We start from the raw sequence: 15220 nt of genomic DNA, 5'->3' as shown, positions 1-15220 counted from the left end.
ACGCTTCACCAGCATCGACCGTCGGCTGCTCAGCATGCGTGATGATGACGGCCTGGTCTCGCCGGGCGGTCCCGACGCCATTCGCCAGACGCTGCACCAGGGACGGCTGCGCAAGCTCGAGCGGATGGGTCTGGCCGCGGAGGTCGGCGCTGGCTCCTGGCGCCTCGACGATGAGCTCGAAGCCACGCTGCGCCGCACCGGCGAACGCGGCGACATCATCAAGACCATGCACCGCGAACTGACCGGCAAGGGGCTTGCCCGCAGGGCCGCCGACTGGGTGATCCACGATCGATCCGGCGAGCCCGTCCAGTCTCTCGTCGGTCGCGTTGTCGCGCGTGGACTGGCCGACGAGATCAATGACCGCCATTACATGATCGTCGACGCCGTCGACGGTAAGAGCCATTGGATCAACATCGGTAGAGGCGAGGCGATGGAAACGATGCCTAATGGCTGCATCGTGCGTGTCGCGCCAAGGAACACCGAGCCGAGGCAGGTCGATCGTACCATCGCCGAAATCGCCGCCGCGCATGGCGGCCGTTACGACGTCGATATGCACCTGAAGCATGACCCATCCGCCACCGAGAGCTTTGCGCGAACGCATGTGCGGCGGCTGGAGGCGATCCGCCGCGCGACCGGCGGCGTCGAGCGAGAGCCGAACGGCACCTGGCTCATCGCGCCGGACCATCTCGATCGCGTCGCGAATTATGAGGGCCAGCGGGCCAGGGCCGAGCCTGTCGTTGCCGACAAGCTCTCCTCAATGGCGCTGGAGCGACAGGTCAGCTTCAACGGCGCCACCTGGCTCGACCGGGAGCTGGTTGCCGATAGACCCGAGCCTTTGCACGGATCCGGCTTCGGCCGCGACGTGAGAGAGGCGCAAGCTCGCCGGCGGCAGTGGCTGATCGCGCAAGGCCTCGCGCATAAAGAACAGGATGGGATCGTCTATCGAGCCAACATGCTTTCGATCCTGCGCCAGCGAGAACTGAACCGTGTTGCTGGCCAACTGTCGGAGGAACTTGGCCTGCCCTATGCCGAAGCGCGATCCGGAGGACGAGTAGAGGGTACGCTCCGCCGCTCCGTCGAGCTTGCCAGCGGAAAATATGCCGTCGTTGAAAAGTCGCGCGAGTTCACGCTGGTGCCATGGCGGCCGGTGCTTGAGCGCCATGTGGGCAAGGAGGTCTCCGGTGTCGTGAGTGGGGAGGGGATTTCATGGACCGTCGGCCGGCAAAGGAGCGGACCTGGTGTTTCGTGAGATGGTGTACAGCTTTTTAGCCAGCGGCGCGGGCAGCCATGCGAGCCCGCGTAGACCTTATGGCCGCACGCCCGCAATCGGTCGCATGGACCTGCCAGGCGGGGCGGCTTTGGAGCGTTCGGACCCGACACGCTGCGTGAGTGGCCAGACTTCGAGCGCTCGAAGATGCGGACTGTTGTCTGCTGGCCGGCGTTATTCCGGCTGGCCTATGACCGCGGCGCAACAGTTCACCGCTGAAGTTGCCACGGGCGAACATCGACAAGAGAAAAAACACCATTGCGCGTTACAAATCGCCGTTGAAAGCGTTTAGGTTGCATGCGCTTCGCCAAGTAAACGGATACCCCAGAAGAGAGCCATGACCACGGCCCGCCATATCGTGACGCTGCTTAAAAGCCACATTGCCGGCGACGAGGATCGTTTCCTCTCTATCGCGATGCAGCTTGCTGCGCATGAGGCACGTCAAGGCCATGGCAAGCTTGCTCAGGAGCTCAAGGATCTGGTCGACGCAGCCAAGAGCAGGGACGCCCGGATTGCCAAGAGCAGTCGGCCGGTTCCCCTTTTTCAGCCAAAGGGCGAACTCGCAGGCCTCCTGCATGTGCGCTATCCGGACCTGCGACTGACGGACATGATTTTGCCGGACAGTCTGCGCTCGCGCCTGCACCGCGTGCTGGGAGAGCAGCGCCAACAAGCAAGCTTGCGCGAGCACGGGCTTGTTCCCCGTCGCAAACTGCTTCTGGTCGGCCCGCCAGGATCAGGCAAGACGATGACCGCATCGGCATTGGCCGGGGAGCTTCATCTGCCCCTTTTCATGATCGTCCTCGATGGTTTGATCACCAAGTTCATGGGAGAGACTGCCGGAAAGCTGCGGCTTGTTTTTGATGCAATGCAGGCGACGCGGGGCGTCTACTTCTTTGACGAATTCGATGCCATCGGCGCGCGTCGAGGCGAACGCCAGGATGTTGGCGAGATTCGGCGCGTGCTGAATTCGTTTCTGCAGTTTCTCGAGCAAGACGACAGCCACAGCCTGATTATTGCGGCAACAAATCATCCCGAGCTGCTCGACAGAGCTTTGTTCCGCCGTTTCGACGATGTCATCGAATACGCCGTGCCCGATCGGCCGATTATCGAGGCGCTGCTTCGGGCTCGACTCGACCGCTTCGACACCAGAGGGCTTGCCTGGAACGAGGCGATCTCTCAGGCAGAGAGACTGTCGCAGGCCGAGATCACCCGCGCGGCCGACGACGCTGCAAAAACCATCATATTGCGGGGGGGGAAGCGGATCACCTCGGAAGCGCTCATCGACGCTCTGAAGGAACGCCGGCAGGCTTCGCTGTCTGAGTAGCGACAGCACAGATCATAATGGCAGACGATTTTCCGCGCGACCGCGCCCATATCCACCTTCGCAACAACGGCATTCGGGAAGCCTATCGGCGGCCCAACCAACTTATACATGCACCGCCGCTGCCGGCGCGTGATCGGGCGTCGCATGCTGCGGCCTTGACGCAATCCATCGAACAAGCGGTCGAAAGTGCACGCCAGCAGATTGCGGCGCGTGACCCCCAGCTGTCGGTCGGCACGCCTGGCTTTTACCTCGAGATCGATCTGCCCATGTCCGGACGGGCGGCCCTCGACCAGTTGGCCGATCGTCGCCAGCACATGGAGCTGGTCGCCGTCCATGAGCCAACTCAACCCGGTGCTCCCATCACAGCGTCGGTGTTCCTGCCGCAAAGCGCGCAAGCCTATTATTTGCGGAAAGTCGAGGCGTATCGAGACGTTGACACTGACCGCGGCAGACCGCGCAACGAGCCGCTCGTCTCCCGCATGGAGACAGTCAGGCTGGCGACTGCACGATCGTTGTTTACCGACCACGACGACCTCTTCCCCCAGGCCGCTGACGAGCAGGTGTGGTGGGAAGTCTGGCTGCGCGACGGTCGCCGCGAGAACTTCGAGCACATTGCCGAAGCCCTGAACATCACTTTGCGCACGCATGCGGTCAGGTTTCCGGAGCGGGTGGTCATGCTGGCACTCGCCAGCACGGCAATGCTCGACCGCATGATTGCGCACAGCGATGTCGTCGCCGAGCTGCGGCGCGCGAAGGATACGCCGTCCTTCTTCATGGGCCTTGGCGGCGCGGAGCAAAGGGACTGGAGCGACGAGCTTCTCGGGCGCGTCAGACCGCCTCAATCCGATATTGCGGTCTGCATTCTCGACAGCGGCGTACGTCGCACCCACCCGTTGATCGAACCCGCACTTGCCGTTGAAGACTGGCACACCGTCAAACCGGCATGGGGCAGCGACGACACACCTGCGTGGAGCGGCCACGGGACGCGAATGGCAGGTGTCGGCCTGTACGGTGATCTGGTCCCGCTCCTGGTCGGAGGCGATCCAGTTCCATTGCCCTTTCGGCTGGAGAGTGTCCGTATCCTTCCGCCAGAAGACGAGGCAAACGATCCAGAACTCTATGGCTCGATCACCGCGGAAGCGATCGCCCGCGCCGAGGTGCAGGCGCCGGAGCGCCGCCGCGCGATCGCAATGGCTGTGACAAGCGCCAGTCCGGCGCGTGGAAGGCCCACATCGTGGTCTGCCGCTATCGACCAACTCTGTTTCGAAGAGGAGCAGCGACGCTTGATCGTTCTCTCTGCCGGCAATATCGGCGATGACCTCATGCCGGCCGAGCATTTGACGCGCAACGATCTGGAAGCAGTCGATGATCCTTCTCAGGCCTGGAATGCGCTGACGGTCGGCGCTTTCACAGAAAAGGTCGATATCATTGACACCGACTTTGCGGGCTACGCTCCGATCGCGCCGGTCGGCGAGCTCTCGCCGCGCAGTCGCACTTCGGTCGTTTGGGACAGGCAGTGGCCGGTGAAGCCCGAGGTCGTCTTCGAAGGCGGCAATCTCGCCCATGACGGTGTGTTGCCTGGCGAGCCGATCGACGATCTGCAGATATTGACCACTTTCTATCGACCCGAACTGCGCCACTTCACCACCCTCGGAGATACGAGCGCGGCAACGGCCCATGCCGCACGGATGGCGGGACTAATTCTATCAGCGCGCCCCGAGCTGTGGCCTGAAACGGTTCGCGCCCTGATCGTCCACTCGGCCGAATGGACTCCGGCGATGCGCGCACGCATCGATGCGTGCAACGGAGCGAAGGGCGAGATCCAGGCGCTCGTGCGGCGCTATGGTTACGGCGTGCCAGATCTTGGGCGCGCGCTTCTGTCAACGGTGAACGACCTCACGCTTATCGTTGAAGATGAGCTTCAGCCTTTCCAGCGCGAGGGCGGCGCGGCTGCCAAAACGCGTGACATGAAGCTGCATCGCCTGCCTTGGCCGAAGGAGCAGCTCGCGGCGCTCGGCGCTGCCCAGGTCGAGCTCCGCGTCACGCTGTCCTATTTCATCGAACCCAACCCCGGTGAACGCGGATGGACCCGCCGGCATCGTTACGCGTCCCATGGTCTTCGGTTCAGAGTAAAGTCAGCGACCGAGACAGTCGACGAATTCCGAGCCCGCATCAATCAGGCCGCTCGGGACGAGGAGGAAGGGGCGCCTGCTGGAGGCGGAGAAGAGTGGCTGCTCGGCACCTTCCGCGATCGCGGCTCGTTGCACGCCGATTTCTGGTCGGGCAGCGCCGCCGATCTCGCCGAGCGTGATGCGATCGGCGTGTTCCCGGTCGGGGGCTGGTGGAAGGAGAAGCCTTACCTCGAACGCGTCGACGCTCTGGCTCGGTACGCCCTGATTGTGACGATGCGGGCGCCTGGGGTCGATGTTGACATCTTCACACCCGTCGAAGCAGCCCTGACTGTCGAGACGTCGGTCGAGACCTGATGCAGCACTGTCCAAACCGGCCAACAACGGAGGTTTGACCAGCCTCTGGTGCCATGGCGGCTGGTGCTGGATCATCACGTCGGCAACAGGGATCATGCGCGGAGGACGATAGGCCGGCAAAGGAGCGGGCCAAGCGTGTGATAATGGCGCCCATGGTCACGCCCACAAGCCGCGCCCCCTGCGTCTACGGAGAGGTGCGCGTCTGTTTAGGCGGCCGAGACATCGCTTACCTGATCAACGCGCTCGCCGTATTTGCGCCTGTAAGCGGCAATGAAATCGTCGTCGCTACAGATGCAGCGGCCGCTGGAGTCCTTGGCCTTCGGATCGTGCAAGTGAGAGCCAAGGGGGCGCAGAAGATTCACCCGAGTGCTCGTCGTCGGGCTCATGGGAAACCCCGCACTATGTTTGACCAAATCCGCGGCAAGCATAATCCCGGCAAGCACCGACTGAAAGGCCATCGGAACCACAGTTCGAACGCGGCGACTTCCTTCGCTAAGCTGGAACACCAGACCGCCGCAGATAGCCTGCTGATAAAAGGAGCGCAGGGGCTGGCCGACAAACGGGGCTAGCGGTTCAAACGGCACAGCCATCGCTGTAGCCACGCGAACTACAAAGTCGTTGGGAACTCCGGCATTGGTCTGCAGGAGCGTTTTCACCTGCTCGTGTGCTTCCGGTATTCCGAGTTCCTCGGCAATCAGCTGGTGCTCGTCCTTGGATTTTCCGGATGGCAGGTACATGCAACAAAGGCAAGCCTGGCCGTCATCGAAACCATGCCGGGAGATACCGAGATCGTGCTCCTGCGTCCAAGCGTTTGCGATCCATCGCGGCAGTGCACCTTGGACAGCCAGACGGTCGGCGGCGGTGTCAAGCGCCACACCCACTTGGTCGAAGACCCAATTGCCCCGGCGCGCAACATATTCTGCCCACGTCAGAGGGTGCGCCTCGACCTCAAGGGCAGTCGATCTAAGGGCGGTGGCTGCAAGAACCGCTTTGGACATACCAATCTCCGCCTGGCCAGCCAATGCGTAGCGCTGCAGGTTTGAGAGTTCGATCGCTTCGTGATCGATTACATGCAGACGACCTTTGAGATCGGGTTGTCTCGCTAGCGCCCAAAGCGAGCCATGGCCTATCGCACCGAGCCCAACGAGGTGGGTTTCGCCAAGGTCGACTGGGAAGTCGATCGGGCCAGGCTCTCCGGCTTTGGTCTTGTCGTAGCTGCATAGCGAGAGGTCGATGGTTTCGTCCAACTCGGCGCCGGTCAACTGGGCAGCGAAGATAGTTCGAAAGACGTTGGCGGCGCCGAAGCAACTGGCGGCGCCAGCTCCATAAGGCAGCAGACTTGGGCCAGAGCCCACCGGGTCCGTACGCGACAGCTTTGCCGCCCAACCGTCCGATCCCACGAAAAAGATCGGGCACCGGAGTGATGGGCGCGTTACCCCTGCAACGACGCAGACGGTGGCAGACTTGCCGGAACGCCGGATGCCGACTTTTGGATTGATCGACTTTGCCAAGCGCTCCAGCGCTTGGGCTTGAGAGCTCGCCGCGCTGTCCAGCGGGAGTATCGCCAGAACCGGGTAGAGCCTAGCGAGCAATCTCACCGCAAGATCTAGTGTCGCCTGGCCTTCGGCGCAGGAAGCGGCCTGATGGTCGAAGGCGACTGCCACGACCTGCTTTTCAAGAGCTGCTTTGAAGTCTCCCAGATGAAAATCGGCCAGGACCTGAGATGCCGCCGTGGCGGCGCGATCGATGAAGTTAGCGAATGCCATTGTTCAACTCGATATCATGATCATTCGCGACAGTGCCGCGGGAGGGAGCGCATTCCATTTGGCCTTTTCGTCAAGCCGATAGGCGGCGACCCGAGCAAAATCGAAAGGCTCGCGGGCGAAATTCGGCACTACCAGCGACAGACACCCAACCGTGGTAGCAACCGCATAAGCGTCGTCCGTCGTCGAATGGTAGGCGCGGCCCGGATGGCTGTGAATCTGGGCCAAGAGTTTCAGGCCGCTTTTGTAGAGCCAGACATTGAGCCGGTGCAGTTCTTCGGCCGCAACGATCACGCAAACGCCATCGTTTGTCCGAATGTGACGCTGCGCCGGGATAACCGTCTCTGTTACGGCAAAGTGCCGCTCTTGCTGAACGCCGACCCAGAGCGCCATCCCCTCATTGCCCTCGCGACCAACTGAGCGCAGATGCCCATGCGTGGTCGAGATGCAGCCGCGCGGGAGAGTCACGATCGTTACATCTCTCAAACCAGTCATTCTTGTATCGCCTGAGGGGATACCACCATTCCTACGATTGTCGGTTGGAGTTGAATCTGCAACTGCTCTATAGGAACGATTCCGTACTTGATGATCTTGTCCAGGATGAAGGCCAAACAGCCTTCGCCAGAACCCCGATGAAGCAGCCATGGATCACCTGAATGGGCTGGATTGTCGTGGTATTCCCGGACGCCCGCCATGCACAGGAATGGTTCGTCCTCGGGACTGTTGGCCTGGATGAAGTCCGTCAGCGGCACGGCGTTCTGCTGGATGAGAGCTCCTATCATCTCCGGCGGCGTTCCGGGCAGCGGCGGACGTCTAAGCATTTTCAGGTATAGATCTTTCCGGGCAATCGGATGACGCGTAAACGGATCGACGAAGACCACGGACGGTGGTCTTAAGTCGTAGTCGGTGAAGTCGACCTCGCTCGCTGCGCTGACCACCCGTGGCTTTAACTTGGGGCTGGCGAAAATGAAGAAAGCGCGCGGAAAGGTCGCCTCGATCAAGAAGCAGCCCTGAGCCCGATAGACATCAGCATATGGCCGGAACCGGCCGATCTCCCGATCAAACTTCGCTCGGGAGACCTCCGGATCCACACTTTGGTGTTTAGGCACCTGCGACGCCCGCCTTCAGGCTGAGGAACAGGGTCACAGTATTCGGGAAACCGAAGTCGCCAAGCTTCTTGTCGACATCGAGCAAGTTGCCGGCCTCATCCTTGAATTCCCAATTCTCGGCTGGTTGGGCGACATTCTGCGTGTTCTCAAGGGCTTTGGTACGAATGACGTGAAGCGGCTGGTTGGGATTGGCTTCGACCTGCGTGGGCTGGCCGTTCACCACCACCGTGATCTCGATCTTGCCCGGTCCGCCGCCGTGATTATCGCCCTTACCCGAATCCTTCGACATTGTCCTACTCCTGTGGCTTGCCAACCGCCCCACGCCCTGGCGCCCACCTGCGAGTGAGACCGGCGGTCTTCAATCGTTCACCCGGCGCCACGGCCGCGAGTACGCGAAAGACAGGGGATAAGCTACCGAATCGGTGCTTGCCTTCTTTTATGGGTGACTTGAGCCGCAAGTAAATGGTCTCAAATTGCTCCTCACAACTATAATCGATTAGAGCAATGCAAAAATATTGGCGACACGCCTATTCATCTGCTCTCTCACTCGCCTGCTCCGTGCTTGGCAAGGGGAGCTTTGACTGCGTCACGCGTCCCCCAAGCAGCCGATTGCGCCGGCAGCGCCGTAGGAACCGTCGTTCAGAGTCTTCACCACTCAAGCAGCCGCATGGATGCAGCCGACGCTCGTCTCCACAAACAGCGCAAGTGGTGCCTTGTTGGATAAGGTCGCCTCGTCCCTGGTGCAGCATCTGTCGGAACGGGTCCGCTGCGAGACCATGCCTCATCATCGCGCATGCGCAGCAGCCGGCGGTCGATGCTCGTAAGGCGTTCTGCTCATTTCGTGGCGAAGGCGCTGCTCGACTCGCGGACATATGCGGGCACCGAGGCGGAGGCTGACCAGTCGGCGCCGCGTTCGCGGATGTCGCTTGCAATGTGCTCGCGTGCGTTTGCCGCCGGCGACCTTGCCGTCCTCGCCTGCTATGGCGAGCCGGCGCAAGCGGATTGCTCGATACTGCCGGCGTGGCTGCGGGCCGGTCCTAACGGCCGTTCACAAGAGCTTGCATCAGCAACTGGCAATCGGATCGATAACTTCGCGATCGCCGTTATGGCGCGGAGATGCGGTCTCGCCGGGTTGTGGCTGGCGCTTCGTTGTGGGCGGCGCGTCGTAGCCGAGGGAGCAGGGGCGGCGCCATGATCCAGACCGAACGCGCGCTGCAGCAGGTGCTTGAGTGGGGGCGTGCCCTGACCGGTTTCGCGGATGAGCATGCTGAGGAAGCGGTAAGGGGCGGCCAGTATATCCTGCAACGCATTCACCCGAGCCTGCGCGACACCAGCGCCCGCACCGGCCGCGATCCGCAGGACGAAACGCTGATCGTGGCGTTCTATCGCGAACTGGCGCTGCTGTTCTGGCTAGACGATTGCAACGACGTTGGCCTGATCGCGCCGGAGCAGCTCGCCGCCCTGGAGCAGGCGCTGGGGCACGGCGTACCGTGCGTGCTCTCCGGATTCGAGGGCTGCGCTCAGCTGCGCGCTTCGCTGGCTGCGCTCGCTTACGATCGTCACGACTATGCTCGGCTTCTCGACTATACCCGGTGCTACTGCGCGGCGCTGCGCGCCGGACACGCGCAGGCGGCAGGGGCGCGACGCTGGTCTTACGCCGAGTACCTGCACAACGGCATCGATTCGATCGCTTACGGGACCGTGTTCTGTTGCCTGTCGCTGCTGTGGGGGCTGGACATGGCGACCTTGCGCGCGCGTCCAGCGTTTCGCCAGGTCCTGCGGCTCATCTCAGTGATAGGGCGCCTGCAGAACGATCTGCATGGACGCGACAAGGACAGGTCGGCCGGCGATAACGCGGCGATCCTGCTTCTGCAGCGCTATCCGGCTATGCCTGTGGTTGAGTTCCTCAACGACGAGTTGGCCGGCCATACGCGCATGCTGCACCGGGTGATGGCGGAAGAATGCTTTCCCGCGCCGTGGGGACCGTTGATCGAGGCGATGGCGGCGATCCGCGCGCAGTACTACCAGACTTCGACCAGCCGCTATCGCAGCGACGCTGCAGGGGGAGGCCAGCGTGCGTCGGCCTGGACGCGCCGGAGGCGGCGGCTTGGGCGCGCTGCCGTCGGTTCGATCCGACGCAACGCCGTCGCCCGCTGCTACGGATGGAGCGAGCATGAGCGACACCGCCCTGAGCCGGGGAAGGACGAACATCTGGACATCGTGCTGGATCGGCGAACGGCGCCGGCCACGGTGGCCGCTGGCTGGGAGTACATCCATTTCGAACACTGCGCACTGCCCGAGTTGGACCTGACGCAGATCGACCTGCGCGCCTCGCTGCTGGGCAAGGCTATGCGCGCGCCGCTGCTGATCAGCTCTATGGCCGGCGGCATGCCACGGGCCGAGGCCATCAACCGGCATTTGAGCGAGGCAGCGCAAGCCTTGGGGATCGCCATGTGCGGTTCGCAGCGTGTGAGCCTGCAATCCCGCAACTCCCAGGGGCTAACGCGCGCGCTGCGCCGCCTGGCGCCAGACATTCCCTTGCTGGCCAATATCGGCGCCGCGCAACTGCGGGAGGCCGACGGCCTGGACCTGGCGCGTCGCGCGGTGGACGCGCTGGAGGCCGATGGGCTCATCGTCCATCTCAATCCGCTGCAGGAAGCGGTACAGCCGGAGGGCGACCGCGAACTGGCGCGGCGTCCTGGCGCTGATCGCTGGCGCCGCGCGCATCGTGGGCGTGCCGATGGTGGCCAAGGAAGTGGGGGCGGGCCTGTCCGCCTCGGTGCCTGTGCGCTCGTCGAGGCGGGCGTGGCGGTAATCGATGTCGCCGGCGCCGGCGGCACCAGTTGGGCCGCAGTGGAGGGCGAGCGCGCCCGCAATGCCGCCGACCGTGCAGTGGCGATGTCATTCGCCGATTGGGGGATTCCACCCTGACCAGCGTGCAGGCGGTGCGTCGGGCGCTGCCAACGGTGAAGCTGATCGCGTCGGGCGGGATCCGCGATGGCGTCGACGTGGCCAAGGCCATCCGCCTGGGCGCGGACATCGCCGGGCAGGCGGCCAGCGTGCTGGGCGCGGCGACAGTGTCCACCGGGGCCGTTGTCGCGCATTTCGAGATCGTCATCCGCCAGTTGGCCGTCGCCTGCTTCTGCACGGGCTCGGCTGATCTGGCGGCGTTGCGTCAGGCGCGCTTGTTGCCCTCGTCGCATTTGTCCGCCGGTTGATGTCGGCGTCGTCCGCACGCTAACAGCAGGCTGCTGAAATACCTACGCCAAAGACAGACTATTGATCCCCCTGGCGAGACGGCTCGATTGACGGGAGCGATGTGTTCATGGAGCAGCTGTTCACGATGAAGCGGTTGGAAGATTTCGTTCCAGCCGGTCATCCTGGTGCCCGCACCGGCTGATGATCAATGGAGCGCTGGTGCGGCTAGACGGCATCCTTTCCGGCATGTACGCCTGCAGTGCCAAAGGCGGTCGCCCCAGCGTTGCGCCGGAGAAATTGCTGCGGGCCGTGTGTTGCAGGTGTTCTACAGCGTCCGTCGGAATTGATGCAGCAGGTGCTGCTGTGGCAAGGCCAAGACCCGGGAATGCCGTCAGCTTTGATCAGGCGCTTCGGGCCGTCGGAAACGCGCGAAGAGTCCGGCTTTCGAAAAAGGCCGAACGCCTCAGATAAAGCCAGAACTCCTTGGGTCACCATCAAACCAATTTGACGCCCCGGGACAATTTCGTCCGGCATTGTCCGGTGTGCGACGATGTTGGGGATGCGACATAGGCGGATTGCCGTGTATTTAAACCGCTTTTCCTTTGGCACGCATATTGCGCCCTATCGGTAAACCTCGTCATGGGCCGGCGGCAATCGCTCGGAGATTGTCGAAATAGCACAATGATTTCTGCCGGGGTGACATCCGGCCCGACTAGAGCAGGACCTTTCAGATGATGCAGAAAAGCAAGCGGCCATACTCGCGGGGAAATAGTCGCGTCAGGGCTGCATGGACGCTCTTTCCTGGTTGTTTCGGCGGCGGACGCCAACTCTTCAATCGGCACCCGAACCAGTGCCTGGATGTCCAAGGAGCGCCCCTGTTGCGCGTGCCTGGCTGCACCCGCGTGCTGGCTCTCCTCCAAGGCGACGCTTCGGCGCTGCTGCAGACCGGCGACGAGAACCCAACTTCAAAATTAGCATTCCGAAAACCGAAAGAAGTGAACAGGTATGTCCAGGATCGGCGCTTTGACGCGCGCCGCATGGCGATCGGCAACTCAGACGCTGGCCAAGGGTTCGAAAAGTTTACACCCGACGCTAGCGCCGGCCGATTTCAAGCGCGCACTTACGATCAACGATCGATATGGCGGGCTCACTGTCAATGTCCCCAAAATGCCTTTCTGGCTGACCGGGGGTGAAGCCTTCGTCTACCGCCGGACTAGCCACGGCGAGCAGCAGTTCATGCAGGTCGATGCTGCCACGGGTTTCAAGCGGCCCGCTTTCGATCAGGCGCGTCTGGCGGCAGCGCTAAACAAGGTGAGCCATGAGAGCTATCAAGCCGGCAATCTTCCGTTCGACCGTTTCGAACTGAGTGAGGATGGTCGCAGGCTCGACTTCCAGATTGAAGACACCCGGTGGAGCTGCGACCTTGCAAGCTATGACTGTACCAGCACCACATTCGATGCAAGGAAAGGGGACCGTAGGGAGCTCAGCCACCGCTACACGCCGCCAGCGGAGAACAACCCCGACAAGAGCAACGCGTCGCCCGACGGCAAATGGATCGCCTATATCAAGAACTGCAACGTTTTCCTGCGCAGCGAGGACGGATTGCAGGATGTTCCTCTGAGCCGGGACGGAGCCGAAGGCAATTGCTACGTCTTTTCGACGCTGAGCTGGTCGCCGGACTCGCGCCACCTCGCCGCTTACCTTGTTCGCCCCGGCTATAGGCGAGAGGTCCGCTACCTCAATTCTTCGACGGACCAGTTGGAGCGGGAATATTCAACAAAATTCTATCCCAGGCCGGGCGATGTCCTTCCGCTGCCCCAGCCAGTCCTGTTCGACATTGCCGGCCGGCGCCAGATCGTGATTGACGGTGCCCTCTTCTCGAACGTCTTCGAACTTTCCCCTCTCCGGTGGTGGGCGGACAGCCGCGGCTTCACTTTCGAATATAACCAGCGCGGGCATCAGCTCTATCGCCTGGTCGAGGTAGACGCCGCCTCGGGCCGCGGGCGCTCCCTGATCGATGAGACCAGCGAGACATTCGTTGATTATTTGCCGCTGGGGCATGGCCAGGAGGATGCCGGAAAAATCTTCCGTTACGATGTCGATGACGGGAAGGAGATCATCTGGGCATCAGAGCGCGACGGGTATGAGCATTTGTATCTTTTCAACGGCCGGACAGGCGCGCTCGAAAACCAGATCACGCGAGGTGAGTGGGTCGTCCGGAGGGTCAACCATGTCGATCCGGTCAAGCGTCAGATCTGGTTCGAGGCGAGCGGGATGAACTCGCAGGAGGACCCCTATTGGGTCCATGCTTACCGCATCGGCTTTGACGGCAAGGGACTGACTGCACTGACGCCCGAACCGGCCAACCACCATATCGAGTTCTCGCCTGACAGGCGCTATTATGTCGATCTCTGGTCACGCATCGATCTGCCCCCGCGCATGGCACTCTACCGCGCCAGCGACAATGCCAAGCTCCAGCAGATCGAGACGGCCGACATTTCTGAGCTCGTCGCCGCAGGCTGGCAGCCGCCGCTCAGTTTCCATTCCAAGGGGCGCGACGGCAAAACTGACATCTGGGGCGTGCTCCACCTGCCAGCCAACTTCGACCCGACGAAGAAATACCCGGTTGTGGAGAATATCTATGCTGGACCCCACGGCTCCTTCGTCCCAAAATCCTTCTCGCGGTGGACAGAGCCGCTCACGCAGCTGGGCTTCGTCGTTGCTCAGATCGACGGCATGGGCACCAACAACCGCTCCCGCGCCTTCCATGATGTTGCTTGGAAGAATCTGAAGGACGCAGGATTTCCCGATCGCATTCTGTGGCACAAGGCGGCGGCCGCGCAATATCCATGGTACGACATATCCAACGTCGGCATTTTTGGCGCATCCGCCGGCGGCCAGAGTGCAGTCAGCGCGCTGCTCTTTCACCCCGATTTCTACAAGGTCGCCGTCGCCAAAAACGGCTGCTTCGACAACAGGATAGACAAGACCTGGTGGAACGAACTTTGGATGGGGTGGCCGGTCGGCATTGAATATTCGCAATCCTCCGCCGTTGACAATGCTCACAGGCTGCAGGGCAAGCTGATGATCGCGGTCGGCGAAATGGATGATAATGTCGATCCGTTTTGCTCGTTCCAGCTTGCCGATCGACTCATCAAGGCAGGAAAAGATTTTGACATGGTCTACGTTCCTGGTGCCAATCACCATACTCTAGGCACCTACACCGAGCGCAAACTCCTAGACTTCTTCGTTCGCAACATTCTCGGTCAGACCCCGCCCGACTGGAACACCAAACCGATCGAGCTGGAATAGCTTGTGGCTCTTGCAATTGTTAGCTCGCCTTATCAGCTGTAATCAGGGCGAGGCGCGAGCAAATCTGCACCGAAGGACGATCGTGGAGTCTAGGACTTGCGCTGCGTATTGAGGATCGGCTCGCCGCGACGTTGGTCTGAGCAAACTGCTTGATAGGCACGCCTGCAGACCGCGTGTGTGCGATTGCAAGATCCCCTATCAGCCTGGTGTGAAGCGTTCAGGGGAAAAGCCGCACCCAACGCCGCTTCCGCTCGCCGTAACGCTACGGCGGTGCGGCCCACCGATCCGCTCGACGAGCATTGGAACACATAGGTCCCCGAACGGACGATTGCCTTGGCAATAGAAGACCCTCGTCGGTCATCGCCGCTGTGGGTGGCAGCCCGTCGGTCTGGAGCTGCCACGATTCTCATCCTCGCGTCACATATGAGCTGAAGCTTTCCGGATCGGGTATCCAATCGGCATCCAGTTGCTCGGCGATATGGTTGAATTCTGCCCTCAGGACAAGAGTGAGTAGAGCAGCCCCGCTACGAAAATCCCATCCTGGTTCGTTTGACGCATCGACTATTCAGATTGATTGGCGTGATACCCGGCGCGGCCGCAACACGCGAGGCCGTCAACCGCTGAGCAGAAAACCAGCCTTCGCCTTCCGCGGCGGCGGACCTCGTCAGCCTCTCGAAAGCTTGCCTGAGTAGGTTGCTCATGTGATCTGTGGAAGTGAGGATAGCGTGCACCCGTACAAACTAGACATTCATCGTGGCAGC

8 protein-coding genes and 3 pseudogenes are annotated in these 15220 nt (G+C 61.8%); 7 read left to right on the top strand and 4 right to left on the bottom strand.

The annotated features are described in order from the left end of the window. The 3 genes from EN850_RS32770 to EN850_RS32760 all read left to right on the top strand — a co-directional run. Positions 1 to 1249 (top strand): DUF3363 domain-containing protein (locus EN850_RS32770; protein WP_135897786.1); only part of this gene is annotated, 1249 nt, incomplete at its 5' end. Positions 1250 to 1604: 355 nt separating this feature from the next. Next, entirely contained in the window at positions 1605 to 2591 is a 987-nt protein-coding gene (locus tag EN850_RS32765) for an ATP-binding protein (RefSeq protein ID WP_024505649.1), read from the top strand. A gap of 17 nt (positions 2592 to 2608) precedes the next feature. Then, positions 2609 to 5077: a S8 family peptidase gene (locus tag EN850_RS32760; protein WP_063169237.1), complete on the top strand. Its 2469-nt coding sequence runs from the start codon at positions 2609 to 2611 to the stop codon at positions 5075 to 5077. A gap of 206 nt (positions 5078 to 5283) precedes the next feature. On the opposite strand, the gene EN850_RS32755 is transcribed toward EN850_RS32760, so the two are convergent. Genes EN850_RS32755 through EN850_RS32740 form a run of 4 tightly spaced genes read right to left on the bottom strand, consistent with a single transcriptional unit; the run spans position 5284 to position 8238 of the window. After that, positions 5284 to 6843 carry an E2 ligase fold family C protein gene (locus EN850_RS32755; RefSeq protein WP_024505651.1) on the bottom strand — a complete coding sequence of 520 codons (1560 nt, stop codon included), beginning with the start codon at positions 6841 to 6843 and terminating at the stop codon, positions 5284 to 5286. 3 nt (positions 6844 to 6846) lie between these two features. Continuing rightward, positions 6847 to 7335, bottom strand: coding sequence for a Mov34/MPN/PAD-1 family protein (locus EN850_RS32750; RefSeq protein WP_024505652.1), 489 nt, complete (start codon positions 7333 to 7335; stop codon positions 6847 to 6849). Then, positions 7332 to 7949 (bottom strand): putative metal-binding protein, encoded by a 618-nt coding sequence (locus tag EN850_RS32745; RefSeq protein WP_024505653.1) that lies wholly within the window; start codon positions 7947 to 7949, stop codon positions 7332 to 7334. The genes EN850_RS32750 and EN850_RS32745 overlap by 4 nt, the downstream gene beginning before the upstream one ends. Beyond that, entirely contained in the window at positions 7942 to 8238 is a 297-nt protein-coding gene (locus EN850_RS32740; protein ID WP_024505654.1) for a DUF2604 domain-containing protein, read from the bottom strand. Before EN850_RS32740 ends, EN850_RS32745 begins: the two co-directional genes overlap by 8 nt. Before the next feature lie 902 nt (positions 8239 to 9140). On the opposite strand from EN850_RS32740, the pseudogene EN850_RS32730 reads away from it, so the two are divergent. The 4 genes and pseudogenes from EN850_RS32730 to EN850_RS32715 form a co-directional block, all read left to right on the top strand. After that, positions 9141 to 10034: pseudogene (locus tag EN850_RS32730) on the top strand (hypothetical protein); the annotation flags it as partial. Between the two features lie 88 nt (positions 10035 to 10122). Then, a pseudogene (gene fni / locus EN850_RS32725) lies at positions 10123 to 11167 on the top strand (type 2 isopentenyl-diphosphate Delta-isomerase). Between the two features lie 86 nt (positions 11168 to 11253). Beyond that, positions 11254 to 11485, top strand: a pseudogene (locus tag EN850_RS37500) (IS5/IS1182 family transposase); the annotation flags it as partial. Between the two features lie 667 nt (positions 11486 to 12152). Next, positions 12153 to 14459: a S9 family peptidase gene (locus EN850_RS32715; protein WP_063169235.1), complete on the top strand. Its 2307-nt coding sequence runs from the start codon at positions 12153 to 12155 to the stop codon at positions 14457 to 14459. Positions 14460 to 15220: the final 761 nt, after the last annotated feature.

It is taken from the genome of Mesorhizobium sp. M8A.F.Ca.ET.207.01.1.1, assembly GCF_004794715.1.
Classification (GTDB): Bacteria; Pseudomonadota; Alphaproteobacteria; order Rhizobiales; family Rhizobiaceae; genus Mesorhizobium.
Note: the sequence above shows the minus strand (reverse complement) of the source record. Positions and strands in the feature narration are given on the sequence as shown.

What these genes read in the sequence shown, in the direction of transcription:
- EN850_RS32765 (WP_024505649.1), top strand. Translation starts at nt 1,605, where the DNA reads ATGACCACGGCCCGCCATATCGTGACGCTGCTTAAAAGCCACATTGCC.
- EN850_RS32760 (WP_063169237.1), top strand. Translation starts at nt 2,609, where the DNA reads ATGGCAGACGATTTTCCGCGCGACCGCGCCCATATCCACCTTCGCAAC.
- EN850_RS32755 (WP_024505651.1), bottom strand. Translation starts at nt 6,843, where the DNA reads ATGGCATTCGCTAACTTCATCGATCGCGCCGCCACGGCGGCATCTCAG.
- EN850_RS32750 (WP_024505652.1), bottom strand. Translation starts at nt 7,335, where the DNA reads ATGACTGGTTTGAGAGATGTAACGATCGTGACTCTCCCGCGCGGCTGC.
- EN850_RS32740 (WP_024505654.1), bottom strand. Translation starts at nt 8,238, where the DNA reads ATGTCGAAGGATTCGGGTAAGGGCGATAATCACGGCGGCGGACCGGGC.
- EN850_RS32715 (WP_063169235.1), top strand. Translation starts at nt 12,153, where the DNA reads ATGTCCAGGATCGGCGCTTTGACGCGCGCCGCATGGCGATCGGCAACT.